Below are 22,075 nucleotides of genomic sequence, written 5' to 3'. Positions count from 1 at the left end.
CCTTATCGCCCGATCTCCAGGTCGTTCAGAATTTCCAGGGCCAGTTTTCCAGGAAAAGACAAAGTATTCTATACACTAGGCACCGTTTTTTTGCGAATACAACTTTCGGTATAAATGCCTGCGGCCCGAGAAACGTGTCGCAGGCACCCGCGCGGCGCTCATGAACCTGCCATCGGCCGGAAGGTCGCTGAAAAATTAGTCGCCAGAGCGTCGGTGTTGAGGGGCACAAAGATGAATCGACACAACCGGTATCGTCTGGCGATCGAGCTGGTTTTGATCGTCTCAAGCGTGTTCGGGATGCTGATTGCTCGCGCCGAAGCGCAAGATGCAGGCGATATCGCCAGAGATCAGACCACCATCATCGAGCAGTTCGAGCCACCGCCGCGGCGGGCTCCGAGCATTGGCATCACGTTTGCCAATCCAGTTGCCGGTTTGCCCGTCGAGAAACTCAAAGCCATCCGCTTCCAACTCCGCGGCGTCAAACTCGAAGGAGCTATGACGCTCGACCCGTCAATCTTCGCTCCACTTTGGAAAGACCTTATCGGGCGTAAGATTTCTCTGGCCGATCTGAAAACGGTGGTCGACGGTATCGAACGCATCTACCGCGAACACGACTACTTCGGGGCGGCTCTGGTCCCACAGCAGGATTTCAGCAAAGGCCAAATACGGATCGTCCTCTACGAAGCGCATATCCTCGACATCGTGGTCGAATCGAACAGGCCAGAGCTGAAGGAAAAGCTGCAACCGTATTTCGACCGCATGATGGCCATGCGGCCGGTCCGTGTCTCCCGCCTCGAGCGCTACGCGCTGCTGATTGCTGATATTCCGGGGGTCACGGTGGAAGCTCAGTTTTCCAAGATCGAGGACGATCCGGGCGCGGGAAGGCTTGTGTTGAAGATCGACTACGAGCCGTTCGGGTTCGCCGCGCGCCTGGATAATTTGGGCACTCCTGCCACTGGGCCGCTGCAGCTTTCCGGTATCGCGCGCTTCAACGATACTCTCGGATTGTTGGAGGGCAGCGAGGCGCTCGCGGTGACCAATCCTGTCGACCCGGAGGAGCTGGTATTCCTCCGGTTCGGGCAGCTCTTTCCGTTGGGGCCGTCCGGCTTCGCCGCTGGGTACGAGGTCGGCCATGTGTGGACGAATCCGCAAGACGATGACGACATCGACGTCGAGACCACGTTCGGCAAGATATATTTGAGGTACGCGCTCGTGCGCGCGATCGACCACAATCTCTTTGTCAATTTCGCGATCAACACCAAGGACGTAGCAGTTGACGTCAACGGCGATCCTGCAGTCAGGGCGAGCAATCGGTGGCTGACGGCCACAGGAACCTTCGACACGACAGTGGCCGGTATCGCAGTGGTCGCCGAGGCTGGCCTGGGCCAAGGGATCGGCGGCCTCGGCTCGAACACCGAGAACGCCGATTTCACCTACGTGTTCGGCGAAGGCACGCTCTCGCACAACGTCACCGAATCGCTGTCGGCACAACTGCAGATAACAGGCCAGTACGGCTTGACCGAGCTTCCTTCGGCGGTTCGCTTCGATGTCGGGGGCGATCCCTATGGCCGAGGCTTCGACGGCGGCTCGATCACCGGCGACGATGGCATCGCCGCCGCGTTCGAACTCCGGCAAAAGATAGACACCCAAATGGAATGGCTGAACGATCTCAGCCTGTTCGGATTCGTCGATTATGCAGCTGTCTGGAACCCGCCAGGCAGAGATTATGAGTTCGCTTCGCTCGGTTCCGTTGGTGCCGGCTTCCGCGCCGAGATCGGGAACCGGTTCAACCTCATGGCCTATGTCGCCACGCCCTATAAGGACGAAGCGAAGCTCGGCATCGAGAGCACGCAGTTCCGGCTTGCTGCCGGGGTGCGGTTTTAGCCGTGTGGCCTCCGTTCAAAAATCTCCCAGCGCGTAACTTCCACGCTCGTGAAAGGAATAGCCTGATGCCTGTGATCCGCATGATGCCCGTGACCCTCTTCGCTCTGGCCAGTCTTGGTATCCTCAGCGGAACCGGCGCGCGCGCCGATGCCCTTCCCCCGGTTGTGGGCGAGTTGCCCAAAAGCGTTTCGGCCCAGATCGGAGAAATCCAGTCGAAAGCTGCCTATGCGCATACGAGTTGGGGCATTCGCGTGGTCGATCTCGATACAGGTGCGGTGCTTGCCGATCAGGCAGGCGAACGATCGATGGTCCCCGGATCGATCATGAAGGTCTACACCTCGGCCACGGCACTCGATCTTTATGGTGCGGACTACCGCTTCCAGACCCCGGTCTACAGAACCGGGCCGGTGTCGGACGGCGTGCTTGACGGTGATTTGATTCTGGTCGCCTCCGGCGATTTCAGCTTCGGCCTGCGCACGCAGCCCGACGGCACCCTCGGTTACAACAATATGCCGGAAATCGACCACAACTATGCCGATACCGGCTTTGCCGGCGGTGCGTTGGTAAAGGGAAGCGACCCGCTGGCGGCGCTGGACGGCATGGCTAGGAAAGTTCGTGGCTCCGGCATCTCGAAGGTCGCGGGCGACGTCCTCATCGATGCGCGCCTTTTCGAAACCTATCGCGACCCCACCGATGGGATCATTGCACCGATCTGGCTCAACGAAAACGTCATCGACATCATGACGACGGCCGCGAGTGCCGGTCAGCCGGCCAAGATCGATTGGCGACCCAAAACCGCGTCGATCAAGGTGACGGGCGACGTGATGACCGTCGCGGAGAATCCGAAGCCCATCACGATCGAGCAGCAGGGGTCCGGGGAGATCCGTGTCAGCGGCGAAATCGCCGCCGGATCCCCGCTCGCCTTGAACATCTGGCATGTGCCGGATCCGGCCGCCTTCGCCCGAACCGCTTTCATCGAGGCGCTTGAGCGCGCCGGCGTCAAGGTCGACGCAAACCCATTCGGGAGAAATCCCGCGGAGAAACTGCCGGGCAACGCAGCCTACTCCGCTGAGAACAAAGTAGCCGAACATGTCTCGCCGCCGCTCTCCGAGTTCGTCAAGGTCATTCTCAAGGTCAGCTACAATCGCGGCGCCCATCTGATGCTGTGCCTTGCAGCCGTGAAAGCAGAAAGCCGCGATTGCGCGGCCGGAATCGGCAAGGAGCTTGAACTCCTCGATAGGCTGGGCGTATCGCGACAGAGCACATACGTCTTCGATGGCGCGGGTTCCAACGACCACGGAAAGACGGCTCCCGCGGACCAGACAACGCTCCTCACGCGAATCGTCAAGGAGCCATGGGGAGCGTCCATCCGGGACGGGATGGCCATCCTGGGCGTGGATGGAACGCAGGCTGCAAACGGTCTTGGGTCCCCGGCGGCCGGGCATATCCAGATCAAGGACGGCGCACGGGTTATCCCGGCGCCCGGAGACAATCAGGTCCTGATCGTCGCCAAGACGCAGGTCGGCTACATCGGAGCGAAAAGCGGCCGTGAACTCGCTTTTGCGATCTTCCTCAACAACGCCCCCTTTGGCTCGGTCGACGATTTCATCGCCGCCGATCATGACATCGCTGAGATCGCTGCCGCAATTCAACAGGCCTACTAGGCCGTGTCGCGTCTGCCCGCATTGGAGAGTAAGATGGAACGGAAACTGTTCAGCGGCACCCGAAGTGGGTTGATGATTGCGTTGGCCGTCGTGGCGCCGCTTTGGTGCGCCGGCGCGGCCGCGGCCGACCCCGGCCTTCCTCCCGCTATCCGCGCGATTATGGACGCGCCGCGCTACTCCGGGGCGATCTGGGGCCTCCAGGCAATCGAGCTTCCATCGGGGGCGACGGCAACGGCTTACGGCCCCGACGCGCTCTTCTTTACCGGTTCGGTGCGTAAACTGTTTTCGGTCGGCCTCGCATTGAACGCGCTCGGCGCCGACCATCGCTTCGAAACGCCGGTCTATCGCCTCGGCGACGTGACGGCTGACGGCACGCTCCAAGGAGATCTTGTCCTGCTCGCAAGCGGGGATTTGACCCTTGGCGGACGAACGATTGCTGACGGCAAGATCGCCTTCACCAACTTCGACCACACCGAGTCCAACTCGCTTGGCAGCGCGATCCTTACGCAGACCGATCCGTTGTCCGGCCTGGATTTCCTTGCCAGGCAGGTCGCCCAATCCGGAATCAAGGCCGTTGCCGGCGATGTCATCATCGATGATCGCCTCTTCGACCATTTCCGTGTGCCGAACGGGAATGTTCTGATCACGCCGATCATCGTCAACGATAACCTGATCGACGTGACGATCCTGCCGACCGAAGCACGGCAGGCTGCCAAGGTGGACTGGCGGCCCAAGACGGCGGCCTTCATGGTCAGGTCAGAGGTGAAAACCGTCGCCGCCGGCGAGCCGATAGAGATTGCCCTCGAGATCTCGCCCGACGACTCCAAGGTCGGGGTCGTTAAAGGGCAGATACCAGTCGGCTACAAGGCGAGCCTGCCCGGCGTGGCGACGCTGGTCCGGACGTTTCCGATCGCCGACCCTTCGTCCTTTGCGCGCACCGCTTTCATCGAGGCTCTGGGTAGGGCGGGAGTCGCTGTCACAGCTGCGGCGACGCGCGGTAACCCAAGCGCGAAGCTACCCTCGAACGGCTCGTACGCAAAGTTTACAAGGGTCGCTCGGCTCGTTTCACCGCCTTATGCGGAGTACGCGAAGCTGATCCTCAAGGTCAGCCACAATCTCGGGGCCAATCTGAGCCTTGCGCTGCTCGGCCTCACAAAGGGAGCGAGAACGGTCGAGACCGCGCTTGCGGTCGAGCGGAATATGCTGGTTGGTGAATACGGGCTTTCCCCTGATGGCTTTGATTTCCCGACGAATGGCAGCGGCAGCCCCGATAGCCGCGCGACACCCAGTGCCGTCACCGGGCTCCTCGCAGCGATGCGAAAGACGAAAGCATCTGAGGCCTATTTCGACGCCCTTCCCGCTCTCGGGGTCGATGGTTCACTGGCAACAGTTGGCATTGATCCACCAAATCCGACCATTGCGCCAGCCGTGGGACGCGTATTTGCGAAGACCGGGACGACAATCGCGGACGGAACGCTTAAAGCCCAGGTCTTTGCGGGATACATCAAATCCAAAGCAGGAAAACTGCTCGCCTATGTCGTCTACGTAAACAATGTCACGCCGATCGGCAGCATCGCGGACGTCATCGAGGTGTTCGGCGACGAGGGCGAGATATCTGCGATTTTGTACGATCTCAACTGATGGGCCACGAGATTTTCCGCTGCGCGCCCGAAGGCATGTTCCAACGCTGGAGCAGACGATGAAACATTCGAGATTGGTGCAGGGTCGCCTGTCGACGTCGAGCTCGCGCCTGGTGCTGGCCATACTTCTCGCAGCATGCACGCTGTCGGCAGCGCCTCCGGCGAGAGCCGACGACTGGCAAGTCAACGACGAGGGGGACCTGCAGTTAGCCCTCTTCAACGCCGACTTCGGCGACACCATCACGTTCGAAACCAACGTCACGCTGACCGCCAACCTGCCGCTCGTGCGCACCGGCAACTTGACCATCAACGGCCAGGGCTTCACCCTCTCCGGCAACAACCAGTATCGCGGCCTGTTCGTGCAGTCGGAGACGGACGACGGCATCGTGATCAACGTGGCGATCAACGATCTCACCATTACCAATGCCACGGCCCAGGGCGGCAAGGGTGGCGACGCAAGATTTGCCGTATACGGCAATCCCTCCCACGGCGGCGGCGGCGGCGGCGGCGCCGGACTGGGCGGCGCGCTGTTCGTCGGCAGCTTCGCCAATGTGACGTTGAGCAACGTCAACCTGCAGACCAACCTGGCGCGCGGCGGCAATGGCGGCGCGGTCGGACCTGACACCAGTTTCGACAGCGGCACGAGTGGTGGTGGCGGCGGCTATTGGTTCACCGGAGCCGACGGCGGTAACGGCGGCCCTAACGAAAGCGGTGGAGGCGGTGCGCCAGACGACGCCGGCGGGGACGGTAGCCAAACAGACGCCAGCCCCGGTGGCTTCGGCGGCGGCGGCGGCGGCAGCGGCTGGTGCTATGACGACGGTGACTGCCCTTATATACCTGGGGCCGGCGGTTTTGGCGGCGGTAGCGGCGGCGGCAGTAGTGGTGTGGTTGAGCCTGGTGGCTTCGGCGGCGGCAATGGCGTCAGCGACTTCAGCGGTGGCGGCGGAGGCGGTGCCGGTTTTGGCGGTGCGATCTTCGTTCAGGAGGGCGGCAGCCTGACCTTGGCCGGCTCTCTCGACATTTCCGGAAATGGCGTTGCTGGCGGTGACGGTGGAAGGAAGCAAGGGGAGGGCAATGCCACCGCCGGCCAGGGCATCGGGTCGGGCATTTTCCTTCACGGCGACGGGTCGTTCACCGTCGCCCCCAGCGGCGGACAGACACAGACCATAAGCGACGCCATCGTCGACCAGACCGGCGTGGGCGGCACCGGCACTGACAGCGGGAGCTGGTCTCTCGTCAAGAACGGCGCCGGCACGACCATTCTCACCGGCGCGAATGCCTATACCGGCGGCACCACCGTCAATGCCGGAATCCTGCTGGGCAACACGTCGAGCCTCAAGGGCAATATCGCCAACAATGCCTCCGTCATCTTCAGCCAGGCGGGCGACGGCACCTATGCCGGCAACATGTCCGGCAGCGGCGCCCTCTTCAAGCGGGGCGATGGCGAGGTCGCGCTCATGGGCACCAACACCTACACGGCAGGCACGCGAGTGGAGGGAGGAACCCTGCTGGTCGCTTCAGACGACAAACTCGGCGCGGCAGGTACCCACATCGACTTTGCCGGCGGCGGCCTGCATGCGTCCGGGACCTTCTCCAGCGCCCGCCCTGTCAGGCTTTTCATCGGCGGCGGCGTCTTCCTCGTCGACGAAGGCAAGGCCCTCACCCTGAGTGGCGTGATCAGCGGCACCGGCACGCTGGTCAAGTCCGGCACCGGCACGCTGGTCCTCATCGGCAACAGCACCAACACCGACACAACTGTCCACGCCGGCACGCTCTCCGTGAACGGCTCGATCGAAGGGCTGACGACAGTGAATACGGGCGGTACACTTGGTGGTATCGGCTCGTTGAACACGGTAATCATCAATGGTGGCGGCACGCTTTCGCCCGGCAATTCGATCGGCACGATCAACATCGCCGAGAACCTGGTGTTCGGCGCCGGCTCGGCCTACGCCGTCGAGGTCTCCAACGCCGGCGCGGCCGACCGCGCGGACGTCTTCGGCACCGCCGATCTTTCCGGCGGCACCGTCGATGTCAAGTTCCTGGCAGGCAGTTCTGTTGCCAGGAGTTACACCATCCTCAATGCCGGGGCCGGTCTCCTCGGCACTGAATTCGCCGGCCTCGACGCGCCGACTCTGCCCGGCTTCGTGACCAGGCTCGCCTATGATGCGAACAATGTTTACCTGGTAATGGCGACGGACCGCACCGATCCTGACTTCGTTGCCCTCAACCACAACCAGCTAGCCGTGGCCGATGAGGTGCTCGACCATTTCGACGCCAACGACACGCTGCGCGCCGAATTCGTCGGGCTCGACGCGGACGGGCTGAGCGCGGCCTCGGGCGAGATCGCGGCTGGCGCGATCATCTCGGGCATCGACAGCGCCGACAAGTTCCTGGCCGCGCTCGATGGCCAAGGCGAGGGCGGGGCCAGCGGCACGGAGGACGCGGCGGGCAGCGTTGCGTCTTATGCCGAGGACGACAAGGTGGCCGGCGGGGGCAACTTCGCCGCGCTCGACATGGCGGCCAGCCACGCCGCCGACCCGGTCGATACGGCCATCACCCGCCGCTGGAGCGCCTGGGGTGCGGCCTATGGCGACACCGTGAAGATCGGCGGCGATGCGGCCGTCGGCTCGCACGACACGAAGGCCAACACAGTCGGCCTGGTCGGCGGCGCCAGCTACCGCTTCGACGAGACGCTCGTCGGCTTCGCACTCGGCGGCGGCTGGTCGAACTTCTCGCTTGCGGACGGGCTGGGCTCGGGCGATGCCAGCACCTTCAATGCCGGCGTCTACGGCCGGCAGGGCTTCGGCGATGCGTATCTCTCCGGCGCACTTGCCTATGGCTTCCACGCCGTCGAGACCAACCGCAGCGTGCTCGGCGACAGGCTGACCGGTGAGTTCAACGCGCACACCTTCTCGGGCCGCGCCGAGGCCGGCTACCGCTTCGAGACGCCGGTGGTGGCAATCTCGCCCTACGCCGCCTTCCAGGCGATCGCCTATCACCTGCCGGCCTATTCCGAGACGTCGAGCGGGTCGGGAGCCTTCGCGCTCGACTATGGCAGCGACACCACCACGGCCACGCGCGTCGAGCTCGGCGCGCGGCTCGACCGTGCCATCGCTCTCGACGGCGGCGCCCGACTGAAGCTCTCCGGCCGCGCCGCCTGGGCAATCAACGGCAGCACCGGCCGCAATTTCAGCGCCGGCTTCCAGAGCTTGCCCGGCACCAGCTTCACGATCGACGGCGCCGAGCCCGACCGCAACGCCCTGCTTGTCGACCTCGGCGCCGAATACAACTCATCTTCCGGCTTCTTCGCCGCGGCCGCATTCCGGGGCGAGTTCTCCGGAAATGTCGAGAGCTATTCCGGCAAGCTCAAGCTCGGCATCACATGGTGAGGCCACCGACGATCAACGCGATGTGAGAGGTACAATACGATGCCTGGGGTTTGGAAAACGCGGTCGAGATCAATTTCAGCCGGAAGTTCTGGCGCTGACTCCGCTCGGGTCGCTCGCAAACCGCAACACGGAAGAGGGTGGGAGATGTCGAAGCACGTGGGAGCAAAAGCCGATGCTGCGAGGCGGGCAGGTCTGACGCCGCGTCTGCTCAGGGAAACCTGTCTTTCGACGCCGGGCCTGCGCCTTATGCTGGGCATGCTTTTTGCAGCAGGCACGCTGTCCGTGGCGTTCCCGGCGAGAGCAGCGGACGTCGAGGTCTCCAACGAATCGCAGCTCAGGGACGCTATCAACAATGCCCAGGACGGCGACCTCATCATCTTCACCGCAAACATCACCTTGAGCGCCAACCTGCCGACCGTGCAGCGCAACGTGACCATCGCCGGCGCCAACGAATTCACCCTCTCCGGCAACAACCAGTATCGCGGCCTGTTCGTGCAGTCGGGCACAGTGACGATCGAAGGTCTCACCATTGCCAACACCAAGGCCCAGGGTGGCGACGGTGGCTACGCACAATTCGATAGAGCCCCCGACACCAATGGAGGCGGTGGTGGCGGCGGCGGCGCCGGACTGGGCGGCGCGCTGTTCGTCGGCAGCTTCGCCAATGTGACGTTGAGCAACGTCAACCTGCAGGCCAACCTGGCGCGCGGCGGCAATGGCGGCGCGCTCAATCCGAGTACCCACGGAGGCGGCACCAGCGGGGGTGGTGGCGGCTATTGGCCGACAGGGGCCGACGGCGGCAACGGAGGCTCCTTCGTCAGTGGTGGAGGCGGTACCGGCGGTGGCGGGAACGGTTCCCTCGATGTAGGCAAAGACGGTATCTTCGGTGGTGGCGGCGGCGGCAGCGGTGACCCCGGCTTTCCGGCTGCAGGTGGGCGCGGCGGTTTTGGCGGCGGCGGCGGGGGCAGCGGCGATGTCCTTAATTCCTTGGCTGCGCTCGGTGGCTTTGGTGGCGGCAATAGCACCAGCCGTGACCCTGCCGCCGGCGGGGGAGGGGGTGCCGGCCTTGGCGGCGCGATCTTCGTCCAGCAGGGCGGCACTCTGACCCTGGCCGGCCCCCTCAACATTTCCGGAAATGCCGTCGCCGGCGGTAACGCTGGAGGGGGTGCCCAGCCCGGCCAGGGCATCGGGTCGGGCATTTTCCTTAACGGCAGCGGATCGTTCAGTCTCACGCCCGACGCCGGGGAGACACAGACCATAAGCGACGACATCGCTGACCAGACCGGAATAGCCGGCAGCGGCGGCAGCTGGTCTCTCGTCAAGAGCGGCGCCGGCACCACCGTCCTTACAGGCGCGAATGCCTATAGCGGCGGCACGACCGTCAATGCCGGCGTCTTGCTGGGCAAGGCCACGGGCCTGCAAGGCAACATCGCCAACAATGCCTCCGTCGTCTTCGACCAGGCGGGCAACGGCACCTATGCCGGCAATATGTCCGGCACAGGCACCCTCAACAAGACCGGCAGCGGGGCTCTCACGCTCACGGGAACCAATTCCTACTCCGGCGGGACGACCATCTCGGTCGGCGCGCTACTGGGCACGACCAGCAGCTTGCAGGGCAATATCCTGAACAATACCGCCTTGACCTTCGACCAGGGTTTCGACGGCACCTATACCGGTGCCATGACGGGCACCGGCACCTTGACCAAGAACGGCACCGGCGGCACGGTCACCCTGTCCGGCGCCAACACCTATACGGGCGCGACCACGGTCAATGCTGGTACGCTTCTGGTGAACAGCTCGATCGCCTCGTCCTCGCTGACGACAGTGAATACGGGCGGTACACTTGGTGGTATCGGCTCGTTGAACACGGTAATCATCAATGGTGGCGGCACGCTTTCGCCCGGCAATTCGATCGGCACGATCAACATCGCCGAGAACCTGGTGTTCGGCGCCGGCTCGGCCTACGCCGTCGAGGTCTCCAACGCCGGCGCGGCCGACCGCGCGGACGTCTTCGGCACCGCCGATCTTTCCGGCGGCACCGTCGATGTCAAGTTCCTGGCAGGCAGTTCTGTTGCCAGGAGTTACACCATCCTCAATGCCGGGGCCGGTCTCCTCGGCACTGAATTCGCCGGCCTCGACGCGCCGACTCTGCCCGGCTTCGTGACCAGGCTCGCCTATGATGCGAACAATGTTTACCTGGTAATGGCGACGGACCGCACCGATCCTGACTTCGTTGCCCTCAACCACAACCAGCTAGCCGTGGCCGATGAGGTGCTCGACCATTTCGACGCCAACGACACGCTGCGCGCCGAATTCGTCGGGCTCGACGCGGACGGGCTGAGCGCGGCCTCGGGCGAGATCGCGGCTGGCGCGATCATCTCGGGCATCGACAGCGCCGACAAGTTCCTGGCCGCGCTCGATGGCCAAGGCGAGGGCGGGGCCAGCGGCACGGAGGACGCGGCGGGCAGCGTTGCGTCTTATGCCGAGGACGACAAGGCGGCCGGCGAGGGCAACTTCGCCGCGCTCGACATGGCGGCCAGCCATGCCGCCGACCCGGCCGATACGGCCATCGCCCGCCGCTGGAGCGCCTGGGGTGCGGCCTATGGCGACACCGTGAAGACCGGCGGCGATGCGGCCGTCGGCTCGCACGACACGAACGCCAACACAGTCGGCCTGGTCGGCGGCGCCAGCTACCGCTTCGACGAGACGCTCGTCGGTGTCGCACTCGGCGGCGGCTGGTCGAACTTCTCGCTTGCGGACGGGCTGGGCTCGGGCGATGCCAGCACCTTCAATGCCGGCGTCTACGGCCGGCAGGGCTTCGGCGATGCGTATCTCTCCGGCGCACTTGCCTATGGCTTCCACGCCGTCGAGACCAACCGCAGCGTGCTCGGCGACAGGCTGACCGGCGAGTTCAACGCGCACACCTTCTCGGGCCGCGCCGAGGCCGGCTACCGCTTCGAGACGCCGGTGGTGGCAATCTCGCCCTACGCCGCCTTCCAGGCGATCGCCTATCACCTGCCGGCCTATTCCGAGACGTCGAGCGGGTCGGGAGCCTTCGCGCTCGACTATGGCAGCGACACCACCACGGCCACGCGCGTCGAGCTCGGCGCGCGGCTCGACCGTGCCATCGCTCTCGACGGCGGCGCCCGACTGAAGCTCTCCGGCCGCGCCGCCTGGGCAATCAACGGCAGCACCGGCCGCAATTTCAGCGCCGGCTTCCAGAGCTTGCCCGGCACCAGCTTCACGATCGACGGCGCCGAGCCCGACCGCAACGCCCTGCTTGTCGACCTCGGCGCCGAATACAACTCATCTTCCGGCTTCTTCGCCGCGGCCGCATTCCGGGGCGAGTTCTCCGGAAATGTCGAGAGCTATTCCGGCAAGCTCAAGCTCGGCATCACATGGTGAGGCCACCGACGATCAACGCGATGTGAGAGGTACAATACGATGCCTGGGGTTTGGAAAACGATCAAACGCATCTTCGCCGCGCCAATCGGGTTCATCATCATGCCGACCGCTTCAGGTAAACACACGAAATCGGGCTTTTGGACGGTAGCCGCAATGGCTGCCTGCCTTCTCCCGAGTTTGGCCTTCGCCGAGGCAGCGACTGCCAAGCGTATCTCCGATGCGCTTCCCAAGCTCGAAGCGATTGTCCGCGATGGCATGGCACGAACCGGCGTGCCCGGTTTAGCTATCGCCATCGTTCACGACGATGCTGTCGTATTTCTCAAAGGCTATGGTGTTCGCGAGGTGGGCAAGCCGGAACCGATAGACCCGGACACTGTGTTTCAGCTCGCCTCGCTGTCGAAGCCGATAGCATCCACAGTGGTCGCCGCCCTCGTCGGCCAAGGCCTCGTGGCCTGGGACGATCCGATTGTAAAGCACGATCCCGGATTCGAGTTGAAGGATCCGTGGGTGACACGCGCGGTAACCCTCAGTGACATGTTTTCCCACCGAAGCGGCTTGCCCGATCACGTCGGCGACCTTCTCGAGGATCTGGGATACAGCCGCGAAGAAATTCTGTTCCGGCTACGCTACGTCACCTCTGGCGGCCCTTTCCGGGCAAGCTATGCCTATACCAATTTCGGATTGACGGAAGCGGCCGTCGCTGCCGCCAAGGCCGCCGACAAGCCTTGGGAAATCGTATCGGAGGAGCGACTGTACCGTCCTGCCGGCATGACCCGAACGAGCTCGCGATATTCCGACTTCCTCGCCGCCGATAATCGTGCCGTGAACTCCATTCGTACTGACGGCAACTGGCTGCCCGGCCCGCCGCGCGATCCCGATGCCCAGTCTCCCGCGGGTGGCGTCAGCTCCACGGCGCGCGACCTCGCGCAGTGGCTAAGGCTCCAGCTTGCCGGCGGCAGGCTCGATGGCAAGCAAATCGTCGGCTCGGCCGCTCTGGCTCAAACCCATCAGCCCGTGATCGCGCGTGGAGCCGCGCAGGATTTGGCGGCGGGCAGGCTCACCCCGTTTTACGGCCTCGGCTGGAACGTCGATGTCGATGCAAAAGGCCGCCTCCATCTCAGTCACTCGGGAGCGTTTAATCTTGGCGCCGGCACGAATGTTCATCTCGTTCCCGCGGAACGGCTCGGCATCGTCGTCCTGACGAACGGCTACCCGGTCGGCCTGGCCGAGGCGGTGAGCAAGAGCTTTCTCGATCTCGTGTTTGACGGCAAAATTGAACGAGACTGGGTCGATGCCTATGGCCAGCTCTTCGCCGACGTCATGAAGCCTGACTATGGCGACGCCATCAATGCTGCGGTTCCGCTTTCGCAGCCTTCACCGGCCTTGCTTTTCGCAAGCTATCTCGGCGCCTACGACAACGATTTCTATGGCGCGCTGGAGATCGCAGATGAGAACGGCAGTCTCATCATGAAGCTCGGACCCCACAAGGAAGCCTTTCCACTTCAGCACATCGATCGCGATACGTTCATATACCAGCCGATCGGCGAGAACGCCTTTGGACCGAGTGCCGTCACGTTCACTGTCGAGGCCGATCGGGCAACAGCCATCACGATCGAGAACTTGAACCTTCACGGCCAAGGTGCCTTTCTTCGATACTCACACAAACCGTGACGGAAGGCGCTTGTAGAGGGGAGTTGGCGATGGGGTTCGACTTGATGTTTGGCGGGGGCCACACCCTGATTGCCATGCTTGGACTGCTCGGCGCGTTGCTGCTGATCGTGTCGGCGTTCATAAACAACCAGGTTGCTCACCACACGCAACGCGACGAGCGTCACAAGGAAAAGAAGCTTGAATATTATCGAAATACATCTTCGCAGCTTGGCGTGATCCTCCTGGGAATCGGCATTTCACTGTTCACCTTCTTCTTTCAGCAGAGTTACCTGGAGCGTCAAAGACAGCAGTCGCAAACGCAAGAGCTTTTGGGAAAGCTTGCGGTAAGGCTGAGCCGCGCCGCGCCGCTTCTCGAATTCGTGGCTCAGATCGACTCGGTACTGGACGATGGCGGCGCCTATCTCGATCCCGACCACGGCGGGGCGAACCGAGCCGTAACCGCAAGCGGCGCTGCTCTGGCCAAGCAGATCGAGACGATCAAGCTGCTTGAGAGGGAAATCGATCTCGATGGGTTCGCTGCCATGCAATTTTCTGCCGACTTCCAATCGTCACCCCTGGTGAACCGAATGGACCCGAACCTGTGGTTCGGCATGGTCAAGGACGAGGCAGACCTGCAGTACGCAGTGGAGCAGCTTCGCCAGGACTATGGTGACCTGCAGGCTGCGATCGCGGCTCGCAAACCCGACGAGAGCGTGACCGACCCCGTTCTCGACAACGGTATCAAGCGGGAGGTGTTGGATGTGCTTTGGGACTACGCTTGGCTCCGCGACCGCAGTCGTCGCCTCGTCGGGCGTGCCTGTTGGCTCTTGAGCCAGGGCCAGAATTTCCTCTCGCTGAAGCCGATTCGTACCGTCGAGGCCAGATACGATTCGCATCGTGAATGGCTTCAGCAGGCGCAAAAGGCCTACCAACCGTTCTCGGCCGGAGGGGAGGATTGCTACGCCATGCTCAGGGTTGCCGGGCAGCCCTGAAACATCACCAGAGCGACACTGCTCAAAACGGAGGAATAATCTTATGGGACGCATCGATATTCCGAGCAAGGCAATTGGCGCTGCGATGCTTGTGTTTTCCGTGGCCGCCATAGTTGGGTTCGCTCGAAGCGAAACGGCCTTCGTGGCAAGCGCATCGCAGCCGATCAATGTTGGTGACGCGATTGCGGCGGCCGCAGCCTATCACGAGTCCGGGACCTACCAGCGAGATCTGGCTTCCGTCGCTCAGCAGGCGACGGCCTGGATTTTGGAGGGCGCGGAATCTGCAGAGAAACCAGCGGTGGTGTTCGACATCGACGAAACCGCCCTCGCCAATTGGGATGTCATCAAGCGAGACAATTTCGGCCGGCCAATTGCCGGCCCTTGCGATCTTGCGCTCGACGGCCCTTGCGGCTGGGCCGCATGGGATCAACTGGCTCTCGACCCAGCCATTGCGCCAACTCTCGAGATTTTTCAGCAGGCGAAGGCTTCCAAGGTTGCTGTCTTCTTCATAACGGGCCGTCCCGAGGACCAGCGGCAGGCGACCGAGCGCAACCTCCGAGAGAGCGGCTATGACGGCTTCGAGAAGGTTTACATGGTTCCGGTCGGTGCGAAGTACGGCTCCGCCGCCGATTTCAAGACGCCGGTGCGAGCCGAAATAGAAGCGGCCGGCTATACCATCATTGCCAATATAGGCGACCAGCCTTCAGACCTGTTTGGCGGTCATGCGCAAAGGCTTTTCCTGCTCCCCAATCCTTTCTACAGGGTGCCCTGATAATGTGTTCGAGCCAATCGCGGACGAGAGCGACCGCATCGGTGCGTTCGGGCATGGCTTCACGGGCGGCGGCCATCCCGTCGCCGCAGCCGTGGCACTGGAGAAATCTCAAGCTGATCGAGGAGCGCGACCTTGTCGGCAACGCCATACGGTCGGTGCGGACATGCAGGCACGGTTGCGCAAGCTCGCGTCGCATCCGCTCGTCGGAGAGGTGCGTGGTGTGGGGTCTGATCGCCGCCGTCGAACGTGGCTGACCGGACCAGCAAGGCGCCGTGGGGGAAGCCCGGGCGCTTGGCGGAATGGTCGACAGCTTCCTGCAGCAGAATGGGGTCATCTCGCAATGCGATTGCCTTCTGCCCGCCGCTCATCACCACCGAGACCAAGGTCGATGCGCTGATCGATGCTTTCGAACGGTCGCTCGCTGCCGCAATGCCGCAGATTTCGCGCCGGACTGAAGAAAGTCTGTGATTGCGGGCGAGTCTTGATGTGTCCGATCGTCCTAGAGCGGGGGATTTCTGATTTTGGCCTACGAAAAAGCCAATGAAATCAATGGTATTCACATACCCTCCGGGCCACCATGACCATTGATTTTGCAACGAGATAATGCCCTGTTGCTGCGATTGACGGTACTTTTCGAGACGGCAGACAAGGCCTTCTTGAAACTCAAAAGTGCAAAAAACGTCCGATTTACATCGATAGTTGGCGAAACCTCAAAAATTTTTTTGCGGCGAATTTCCCTTTAAAATCAAAAGCGTAGTTTTTTGACGGTTCTTATGTCGGGCTTCTCGCGGCTACGAAAAATATTTGTCAGAAATTTCAATAAGTTATATGCTGTTTGAACAATCGAGTGGGAGTAGGGGAGCTGTGGCAATAGCATAGTGTCGGGGGTTATCACCCTCCGTCCGCGTCTATTCTCCGATCGACCTTAATAGATTCGTGTCCTTTCCAAATAGCTTGGTTGATCTGAACGCGCTGGGCGGCGGATGTAAAGCGCCATCGGCGTCGTGTAGGGGATTGGCGTGCAATGGCGTGTAAATCGACGGCCATACCGCCGATCGCCATAGCCGCCGATCATCCTTGCTCGGATCGCAACTCGGAGCAATTATTGGTCCGTGGTCGCCTTCCGTCAGCGCGCCGATCACCCGTGGCACGCTTTCGCGCCCGCTGGCCATCGCCTGTGCTGAGGGTGTCGCGGACGATTGGAGATCGACCCGCGTCCTGCCCGATCAGGCGAGGTGGACGTCGGTTCTTTCGCCATCGTTGGGTGAGCGCCCCGACGTCACGGCCAGATGGCGCACAACGCGCATTTCGCTCCGTGCGGTCGGCTGCCACAGTCCTTGGCGCAACGCTCTCGGGTCAGATTCTATATAGGAACCCATGCCGCGAGGTCGTGGCTGCGTGGTGGCTCTCTTCCCGGCACATCAGGCAGTTGTATTTTGATAAAATCTCCGTAACGTGCGCCGCAGTCACAGTTTAATGACGAGGTGTTTGGCACATGGCGAAGAAATTTCCAGGCGAAGGCAAAGAAGCCGCTTCGCCGCAGCAAGCAAAGCCGGCAAATGGCCATGGCGCGGCGGTGCCGGAAAGCCAGCCGGCGATCGATCCGGCCGTGCTGGAAAAGATCAAGGGCATTCGCGCCCGCGTCCACGAAACCTTCGGCAAGGTGGCGCTGGCCATGATGGCCGTGCCGCGCTACCGGCATCTCTCGATCGCCGACCTGCAGCAGCTGGTGCTCGAGCCGCTGATCCGCGACCGCATCGCCATCGCGCAGCCCGCCAAGGAAGATGGCCCGCAACTGGAGGCGCTGGCCGGCATCGCCATCTGGGCCAGCGTGTCGGCCGAGGTCGACGCCAAGATTCGCGAGCAGATCAAGGCCGGCATCTTTCCGGTTCGCCTCAAGCCCGAGGAATGGACGAGCGGCGACATCAACTGGCTGATCGACGTGATCGCGCCGACGCCCAAGCTCGCCACCGCCGTGATCGCCAATTTCAAGCAGGTGATCAAGCAGGGCGACCTGCGCATCCACCCGCTGGTGACCCGGCTGGTTGACCCCGAGGCGCTGAAGAAGATGGGCGCGGCACCGATCGCGGCGGCCAAGGTCGCGGCCGACGCCTGATACTGGCGACTATCTCCGCCAGATCGGCAATGCGCTGAAATCGGGCTGCAGGCGTGCGGCTTGGATATGAGGTGCATGGGGACTGTGAAGTAAGAAGAAGCGCCCGGCAAAGGCGCCGGAGGCGGATCCAACATGAGGGGGCGGGCATGGCCGGGGGGCTTGTCCAGGATGGTAGTGGCTGCAGGGTCGTAACGCGCGACAGCGCTACGCCAACTTGCTGCCTTTTCGAATATTCCGTTCAAGTTGAAGAGCCGGACTGCGTTTCCTTCGCTGCACACGCCTTTCGCGTGCCTGGCTTGGGGGCGAAGACGGGGGAGCCAGGTGGTCGAAATTCGACGATTTCAAAGCGCGGTCTCCTGGCAGTTGGCGCGTCGGTCGGGCTAAGCTACGCAATGGCGCTTGCCTTCGTTGGCAAGGCAGAAGCGCACCTACTGCACCCGCAAGGGATAGCCCAAAAGGAAACAGAAATGACGGTTTACACGATCTTTGACGATACCGGAGAGGACTACAGCCCTGGTTTCGCTTTGCTCGATGGTGACATGAAGAAGGTCTTGCCGATCGGGTTTGAATTTCACCCAGTGACGAACAGGGCGAAACTGTCAGATGGGACTAGCGTCAAGAAGAAAGAGTTCTACCAAGGCGTTCGTGTCGATCCGACGCACCTGCCGACCAAAGTAATAATGAAAGGACGCAAGCGGGAGCTCACTGATCTCCAGCGAGCACACAACATCTTCCTGGTAAGCGACAGTTTCCGTCAGGTGGTTGAGGGGCTAGAACCCGGCATTCATCTGTTCAAGCCGGTCGAACTGGTGTGGGAGGATGGCAGCCATGCCGCCTCTTACTTCTGGTTCTATCCTTGCGTCCGGCTAGACGGCATGGACCGCAAACACACCACGCATGAACTGACCGATGTCGGGCTTTGGATAAACAAGCCCGGTGGACAATATGTCGTAAACCTTGAGCAGGTCGCCGGGCATCATGTCTGGATCGATCCGCGCATGAATTCTTTCGACCTTCCTTTCGTTTCAGGGGCTTTCAAGCGGGCCATGGCCGATGCCGGTGTAAGGGGCATTGGCTACCACGAGTTGCCGACGATCCCGCGCGTGAAATGATCGAGACTGACCAAATTCGCCGCGATCGGCGAAACGGCTGCGGTAAGTGGCTGCCGGCTACGGCTGGCATGAACATGGAAAGGGCTCTTGCGAGCTCGGAAGGCTTCGACCGTATGTCCTTCGGCATTGCCGCTTCGGCTCTATACAGTCGGGCGGGTCGGCCTGCGCCAATAACAGCGCTATCTAATATATCTCCGAAATGTTTTGTTCAAGTATGAAGCATCGGCAGCGCGGCCTGGCTGCTGTCATCTTCCCGGTATAGAATTACTGAAAAAATATCGTCCGGGCGCAACTATTCCACTTCACAACCGCAGATAGTTTTGCTTCATTGTCGAACAAGAAGAAGCGTCGGCAAAGGCGCCGGAGGCGGATCCAACATGAGGGGGCGGGCATGGCCGGGGGGCTTGTCCATAGAAGCCATCGGCTGGCACTGGCGCTTGCAAGAGCCTCGGCGAGGCGCGTCTTTGGTTGGTTCCGCGATGCGGTCAAGCTGACAAATCCAGGACAACCCTTTGTGGCAAGGAGTTCATACGTCGTCGGCGGACGGCGCCTGCTGGCGCTGAGCTTCGGCCTTTTGATGCTGGCCGGCTGTTCGCAGGAGCAGCAGCGCGAGCCGGAGAACTGGGCGGAATTGTGCAAGAAAGCCGACTGCGAACAATATCCGACCGGCTACAGCACCTTAAAGATCGATGGAATTCCAACGCTGTATTTCCCGCTATTGGGCGTCCCCGATGTAGATCTGACGCCAGATTGGTTCCAGCGGGCGGAGACAGATGGATCGATAGTGAGATCCTTAACCACCAATATCAATATCGGCTACGTAGTTTTAGGAGCTGCATATCCGAAGGAGTTAATGAAATCGCTTGGTTTATTCCAGCAATGGCCAAGGACAATAGAATTTCCGTTTGAAATCATATTTTACATCGAAAAAAAACAAAGAGAAAGATTCTGGTTTGGCGAAAACACCAGAGGGGAGATATTTCTTGGCGATAGGCCAGACAAGGAAGTTATTACCTCTTTCCTGTCTTCGGATATGAAGAATTATCAGTCATTGACCGATGATTTTACAATAATATTTCAGTCAAAATCGCTTGGAGAACGGCCATCGAACAAATCAAAATTTAGACGGTTTGGTATATACTCGAAGAGGCCGCTCGTGCAGGGCAAGCATGTCCTTCTCTTGTGCGGTGATGTCTGCGTCTCATTCACGGTCAGTGATGGTGAGAACCAGAAAAACGTCCATCTGGAATACAGTTTTGGTCCAATGTTCCGATTTGGTCGGCTGAATATGACGGCGTCGACTCCATCGGGCTCTGAGGAGATGGTCCTGACCGCGGTCGAATGCGATGCGCCGAATCCGCTCGTGACCTGCGACAGGATGGACCAGACCTTCAAGGATATGCCGTTGGCCCTCGGTTTGCTTGATCGAATGATTGATTTCACCCAGCAGAAGCCGAAACCGGCGGAAGGGGCAGCGCAATGAGTTTCCAGATACCGCAATGGCAAAAAGACATTCTGCAGCTTGTATCGCAGTTTCTGCCTCTTGCTACCGAAGACTACAGGACGCCGTCCGCAAAGACGGCGGAGAATCTCATTGCAGCCGTTCAGACTGCGCTGACCGATCCTGCCAAATTTCAGGGCAGGCCGGCTGGTCTTGACGTTGTTGCTTATGTCACGGAAATCCTGACCAGGAACGGCGCGCTGCCGGGTCATGTTGACGGTGTCGTCAACGACATCGAGCGCAAAATCCAAGTCTATGACGGCTATTCATTTGTCCTGGAGTTCACAAGCGTTAAGGACGCCTCCGGTTATGCGCTGCGCAATGCCGATGGCGGGTTCAGTGCGCCTGTGGAAGGGCTTGATCCATTTACCTGGGTTTTCCTGGAAGGCGCGCGGCTCACGAATCTGGCCGCAAACCACGCGTCGGCGGGAGTCAGCGTTCTCGGTGAGTTTGGTCGGCAGTACAATGATCTTCAATATAAGATCAGGTTCGGACACGAGCCGAAACCAGAAGATACAACAGAAGCATCCAATAAAATCGGCACCCTTATTACTTCAGCGGCCGAAAGAGACGGCGACTTTCCTTCACTTTACTATTTGGGTAACGAAGATGGTCAGCGAGGCGCTGACAAGCTGTGGCATCAGGTTCCGGGAGCGCGGGGCTTTGGCGCGGACGTTGGCGGTTGGGCTGGCAACCCATTCTTTATGCTGTTGCGAGAGCCAGGCTTTTTCGAGCGTGACATACTTTATTACAAGCAGATCGGGGAAGCTGCTGATCCGCGGCCTACGTTCGTACCCACTTTTGAAAAAGGCGATCCGGCTTTCGAAAGTGCGACCACTTACGATCTTCTGGCCTTCTTTCGAGCTTACGTGGATTCGGCTGTAGGGGCGTGGGACAAGACACCTCTCGGGTTGCTCAATGGATTGAAAGAAGCTGCAAAGGCTATTAGCGGCGAAAATGGCTTCTTCTCAGGTGCAGAATCCACCGCGCTTGCAGCTCTGGAATTCGCCAAGGCCGATACTTTCCTGGCGCAATCCTATGGAAGTCTCCCATCGGATCTGGGTGTCGACCTGTTTAAGGCCGCAATTCATCGCGCGCCGATCGATTTGGTGGGGACTTTCTATCCGAACGTTGAGGACCTGATCTACAAACTTGTGCTCGGAGAGGTCACCCTTGGAACAAACCAGCCAAATGTCGGTGATGTTTTGGGCGTGTCCCCGGGGGCGAATGGCTATGGTCAATCCACCGACGGTAGCGACATCGTGCATGCGGGGCGGGGGGATGACAAAATCATTGCCGGGCCGGGCTCGGACCTGATTGATGGCGGCGAAGGCATCGATACGGTCGACTATTCAAACTACGACTTCGAGCTTTTGTTTTCCATTTACGACCTTGTCAATCTCGACGACAAGCAGCGGAACAAAATTGCTGAAAGTTTCATCGCAACCGTTGGCCGGGGCGATTATTGGGGATTTCTGCCTTACAGCGAGGAGGATCGCCTTTACGGCATAGAGAAGATCATAGGTGGCCAGAAAGACGATACATTCCTTATCAATCGGCTGCAGCGGGATCTTGAGGTCGATGGTTCTGCCGGCGTGGACCGTCTGTCATTCGAAAATCTGATCAGCGCCATTACCTTCGATGTGAAGAGCGGGGTCGCGACTATCGGCTCCGAGCAGGGAGATCTGCTGGAGACACTTAAATTTTCCAACATGGAAGGCATAGCCGGGACAGAGTTCGACGATGTATTTTCATTTGATAAGTTAAGTGCAAAAATAAAAGGAAACGATATTGTCGATTTTGACGGTAGGGGTGGCAGGGATACGTTAAGTTTTACTGATTACTATACGATTATCGATTCTTCTACATTGACGGTATTGCCTAATCAGGCTCTAAAGCTTGAGGGCGTGGAGTTCCATCACTTTGAAACGTTGATCCTGAGCAACGGTCGCG

At 60.8% G+C, this 22,075-nt stretch carries 13 protein-coding genes and 1 pseudogene; all 14 read left to right on the top strand.

The window, feature by feature from the left end:
- Positions 1-231: 231 nt before the first annotated feature.
- A complete protein-coding gene (locus tag ACSQ3L_RS27925) occupies positions 232-1,884 on the top strand; it encodes a ShlB/FhaC/HecB family hemolysin secretion/activation protein (protein WP_436162836.1) in 1,653 nt (550 codons plus the stop codon).
- Between the two features lie 65 nt (positions 1,885-1,949).
- Positions 1,950-3,548: a D-alanyl-D-alanine carboxypeptidase/D-alanyl-D-alanine endopeptidase gene (gene dacB / locus ACSQ3L_RS27920; protein ID WP_436162835.1), complete on the top strand. Its 1,599-nt coding sequence runs from the start codon at positions 1,950-1,952 to the stop codon at positions 3,546-3,548.
- Between the two features lie 33 nt (positions 3,549-3,581).
- Positions 3,582-5,189 (top strand): D-alanyl-D-alanine carboxypeptidase/D-alanyl-D-alanine-endopeptidase, encoded by a 1,608-nt coding sequence (locus ACSQ3L_RS27915; protein ID WP_436162834.1) that lies wholly within the window; start codon positions 3,582-3,584, stop codon positions 5,187-5,189.
- 58 nt (positions 5,190-5,247) lie between these two features.
- Complete coding sequence (locus ACSQ3L_RS27910; protein ID WP_436162833.1) at positions 5,248-8,577, top strand: autotransporter outer membrane beta-barrel domain-containing protein; 3,330 nt, start codon at positions 5,248-5,250, stop codon at positions 8,575-8,577.
- 144 nt (positions 8,578-8,721) lie between these two features.
- Positions 8,722-11,979 (top strand): autotransporter domain-containing protein, encoded by a 3,258-nt coding sequence (locus ACSQ3L_RS27905; protein WP_436162832.1) that lies wholly within the window; start codon positions 8,722-8,724, stop codon positions 11,977-11,979.
- 39 nt (positions 11,980-12,018) lie between these two features.
- Positions 12,019-13,650: a serine hydrolase gene (locus ACSQ3L_RS27900; RefSeq protein WP_436162831.1), complete on the top strand. Its 1,632-nt coding sequence runs from the start codon at positions 12,019-12,021 to the stop codon at positions 13,648-13,650.
- A gap of 29 nt (positions 13,651-13,679) precedes the next feature.
- Positions 13,680-14,621, top strand: a complete 942-nt coding sequence (locus tag ACSQ3L_RS27895; RefSeq protein WP_436162830.1) for a hypothetical protein — start codon at positions 13,680-13,682, stop codon at positions 14,619-14,621.
- A 43-nt stretch (positions 14,622-14,664) separates the two neighbouring features.
- Complete coding sequence (locus ACSQ3L_RS27890; protein ID WP_436162829.1) at positions 14,665-15,393, top strand: HAD family acid phosphatase; 729 nt, start codon at positions 14,665-14,667, stop codon at positions 15,391-15,393.
- A gap of 53 nt (positions 15,394-15,446) precedes the next feature.
- Positions 15,447-15,647, top strand: coding sequence for a hypothetical protein (locus tag ACSQ3L_RS27885; RefSeq protein WP_436162828.1), 201 nt, complete (start codon positions 15,447-15,449; stop codon positions 15,645-15,647).
- Between the two features lie 70 nt (positions 15,648-15,717).
- Positions 15,718-15,861 carry a hypothetical protein gene (locus ACSQ3L_RS27880; protein ID WP_436162827.1) on the top strand — a complete coding sequence of 48 codons (144 nt, stop codon included), beginning with the start codon at positions 15,718-15,720 and terminating at the stop codon, positions 15,859-15,861.
- A 1,027-nt stretch (positions 15,862-16,888) separates the two neighbouring features.
- A complete protein-coding gene (locus ACSQ3L_RS27875; protein ID WP_436162826.1) occupies positions 16,889-17,509 on the top strand; it encodes a toxin-activating lysine-acyltransferase in 621 nt (206 codons plus the stop codon).
- A gap of 146 nt (positions 17,510-17,655) precedes the next feature.
- Positions 17,656-18,621 carry an imm11 family protein gene (locus ACSQ3L_RS27870; RefSeq protein WP_436162825.1) on the top strand — a complete coding sequence of 322 codons (966 nt, stop codon included), beginning with the start codon at positions 17,656-17,658 and terminating at the stop codon, positions 18,619-18,621.
- Positions 18,622-19,012: 391 nt separating this feature from the next.
- On the top strand, positions 19,013-20,104 hold the full coding sequence (locus tag ACSQ3L_RS27865; RefSeq protein ID WP_436162824.1) for a hypothetical protein: 1,092 nt from the start codon (positions 19,013-19,015) through the stop codon (positions 20,102-20,104).
- A pseudogene (locus ACSQ3L_RS27860) lies at positions 20,101-21,456 on the top strand (hypothetical protein); the annotation flags it as partial. The gene ACSQ3L_RS27865 and the pseudogene ACSQ3L_RS27860, both read left to right, overlap by 4 nt.
- Positions 21,457-22,075: the final 619 nt, after the last annotated feature.

Origin of the sequence: Mesorhizobium sp. LjRoot246, from assembly GCF_964254115.1 — a bacterium.
Classification (GTDB): Bacteria; Pseudomonadota; Alphaproteobacteria; order Rhizobiales; family Rhizobiaceae; genus Mesorhizobium.
This window is presented reverse-complemented; position numbering and strand designations above follow the sequence as displayed.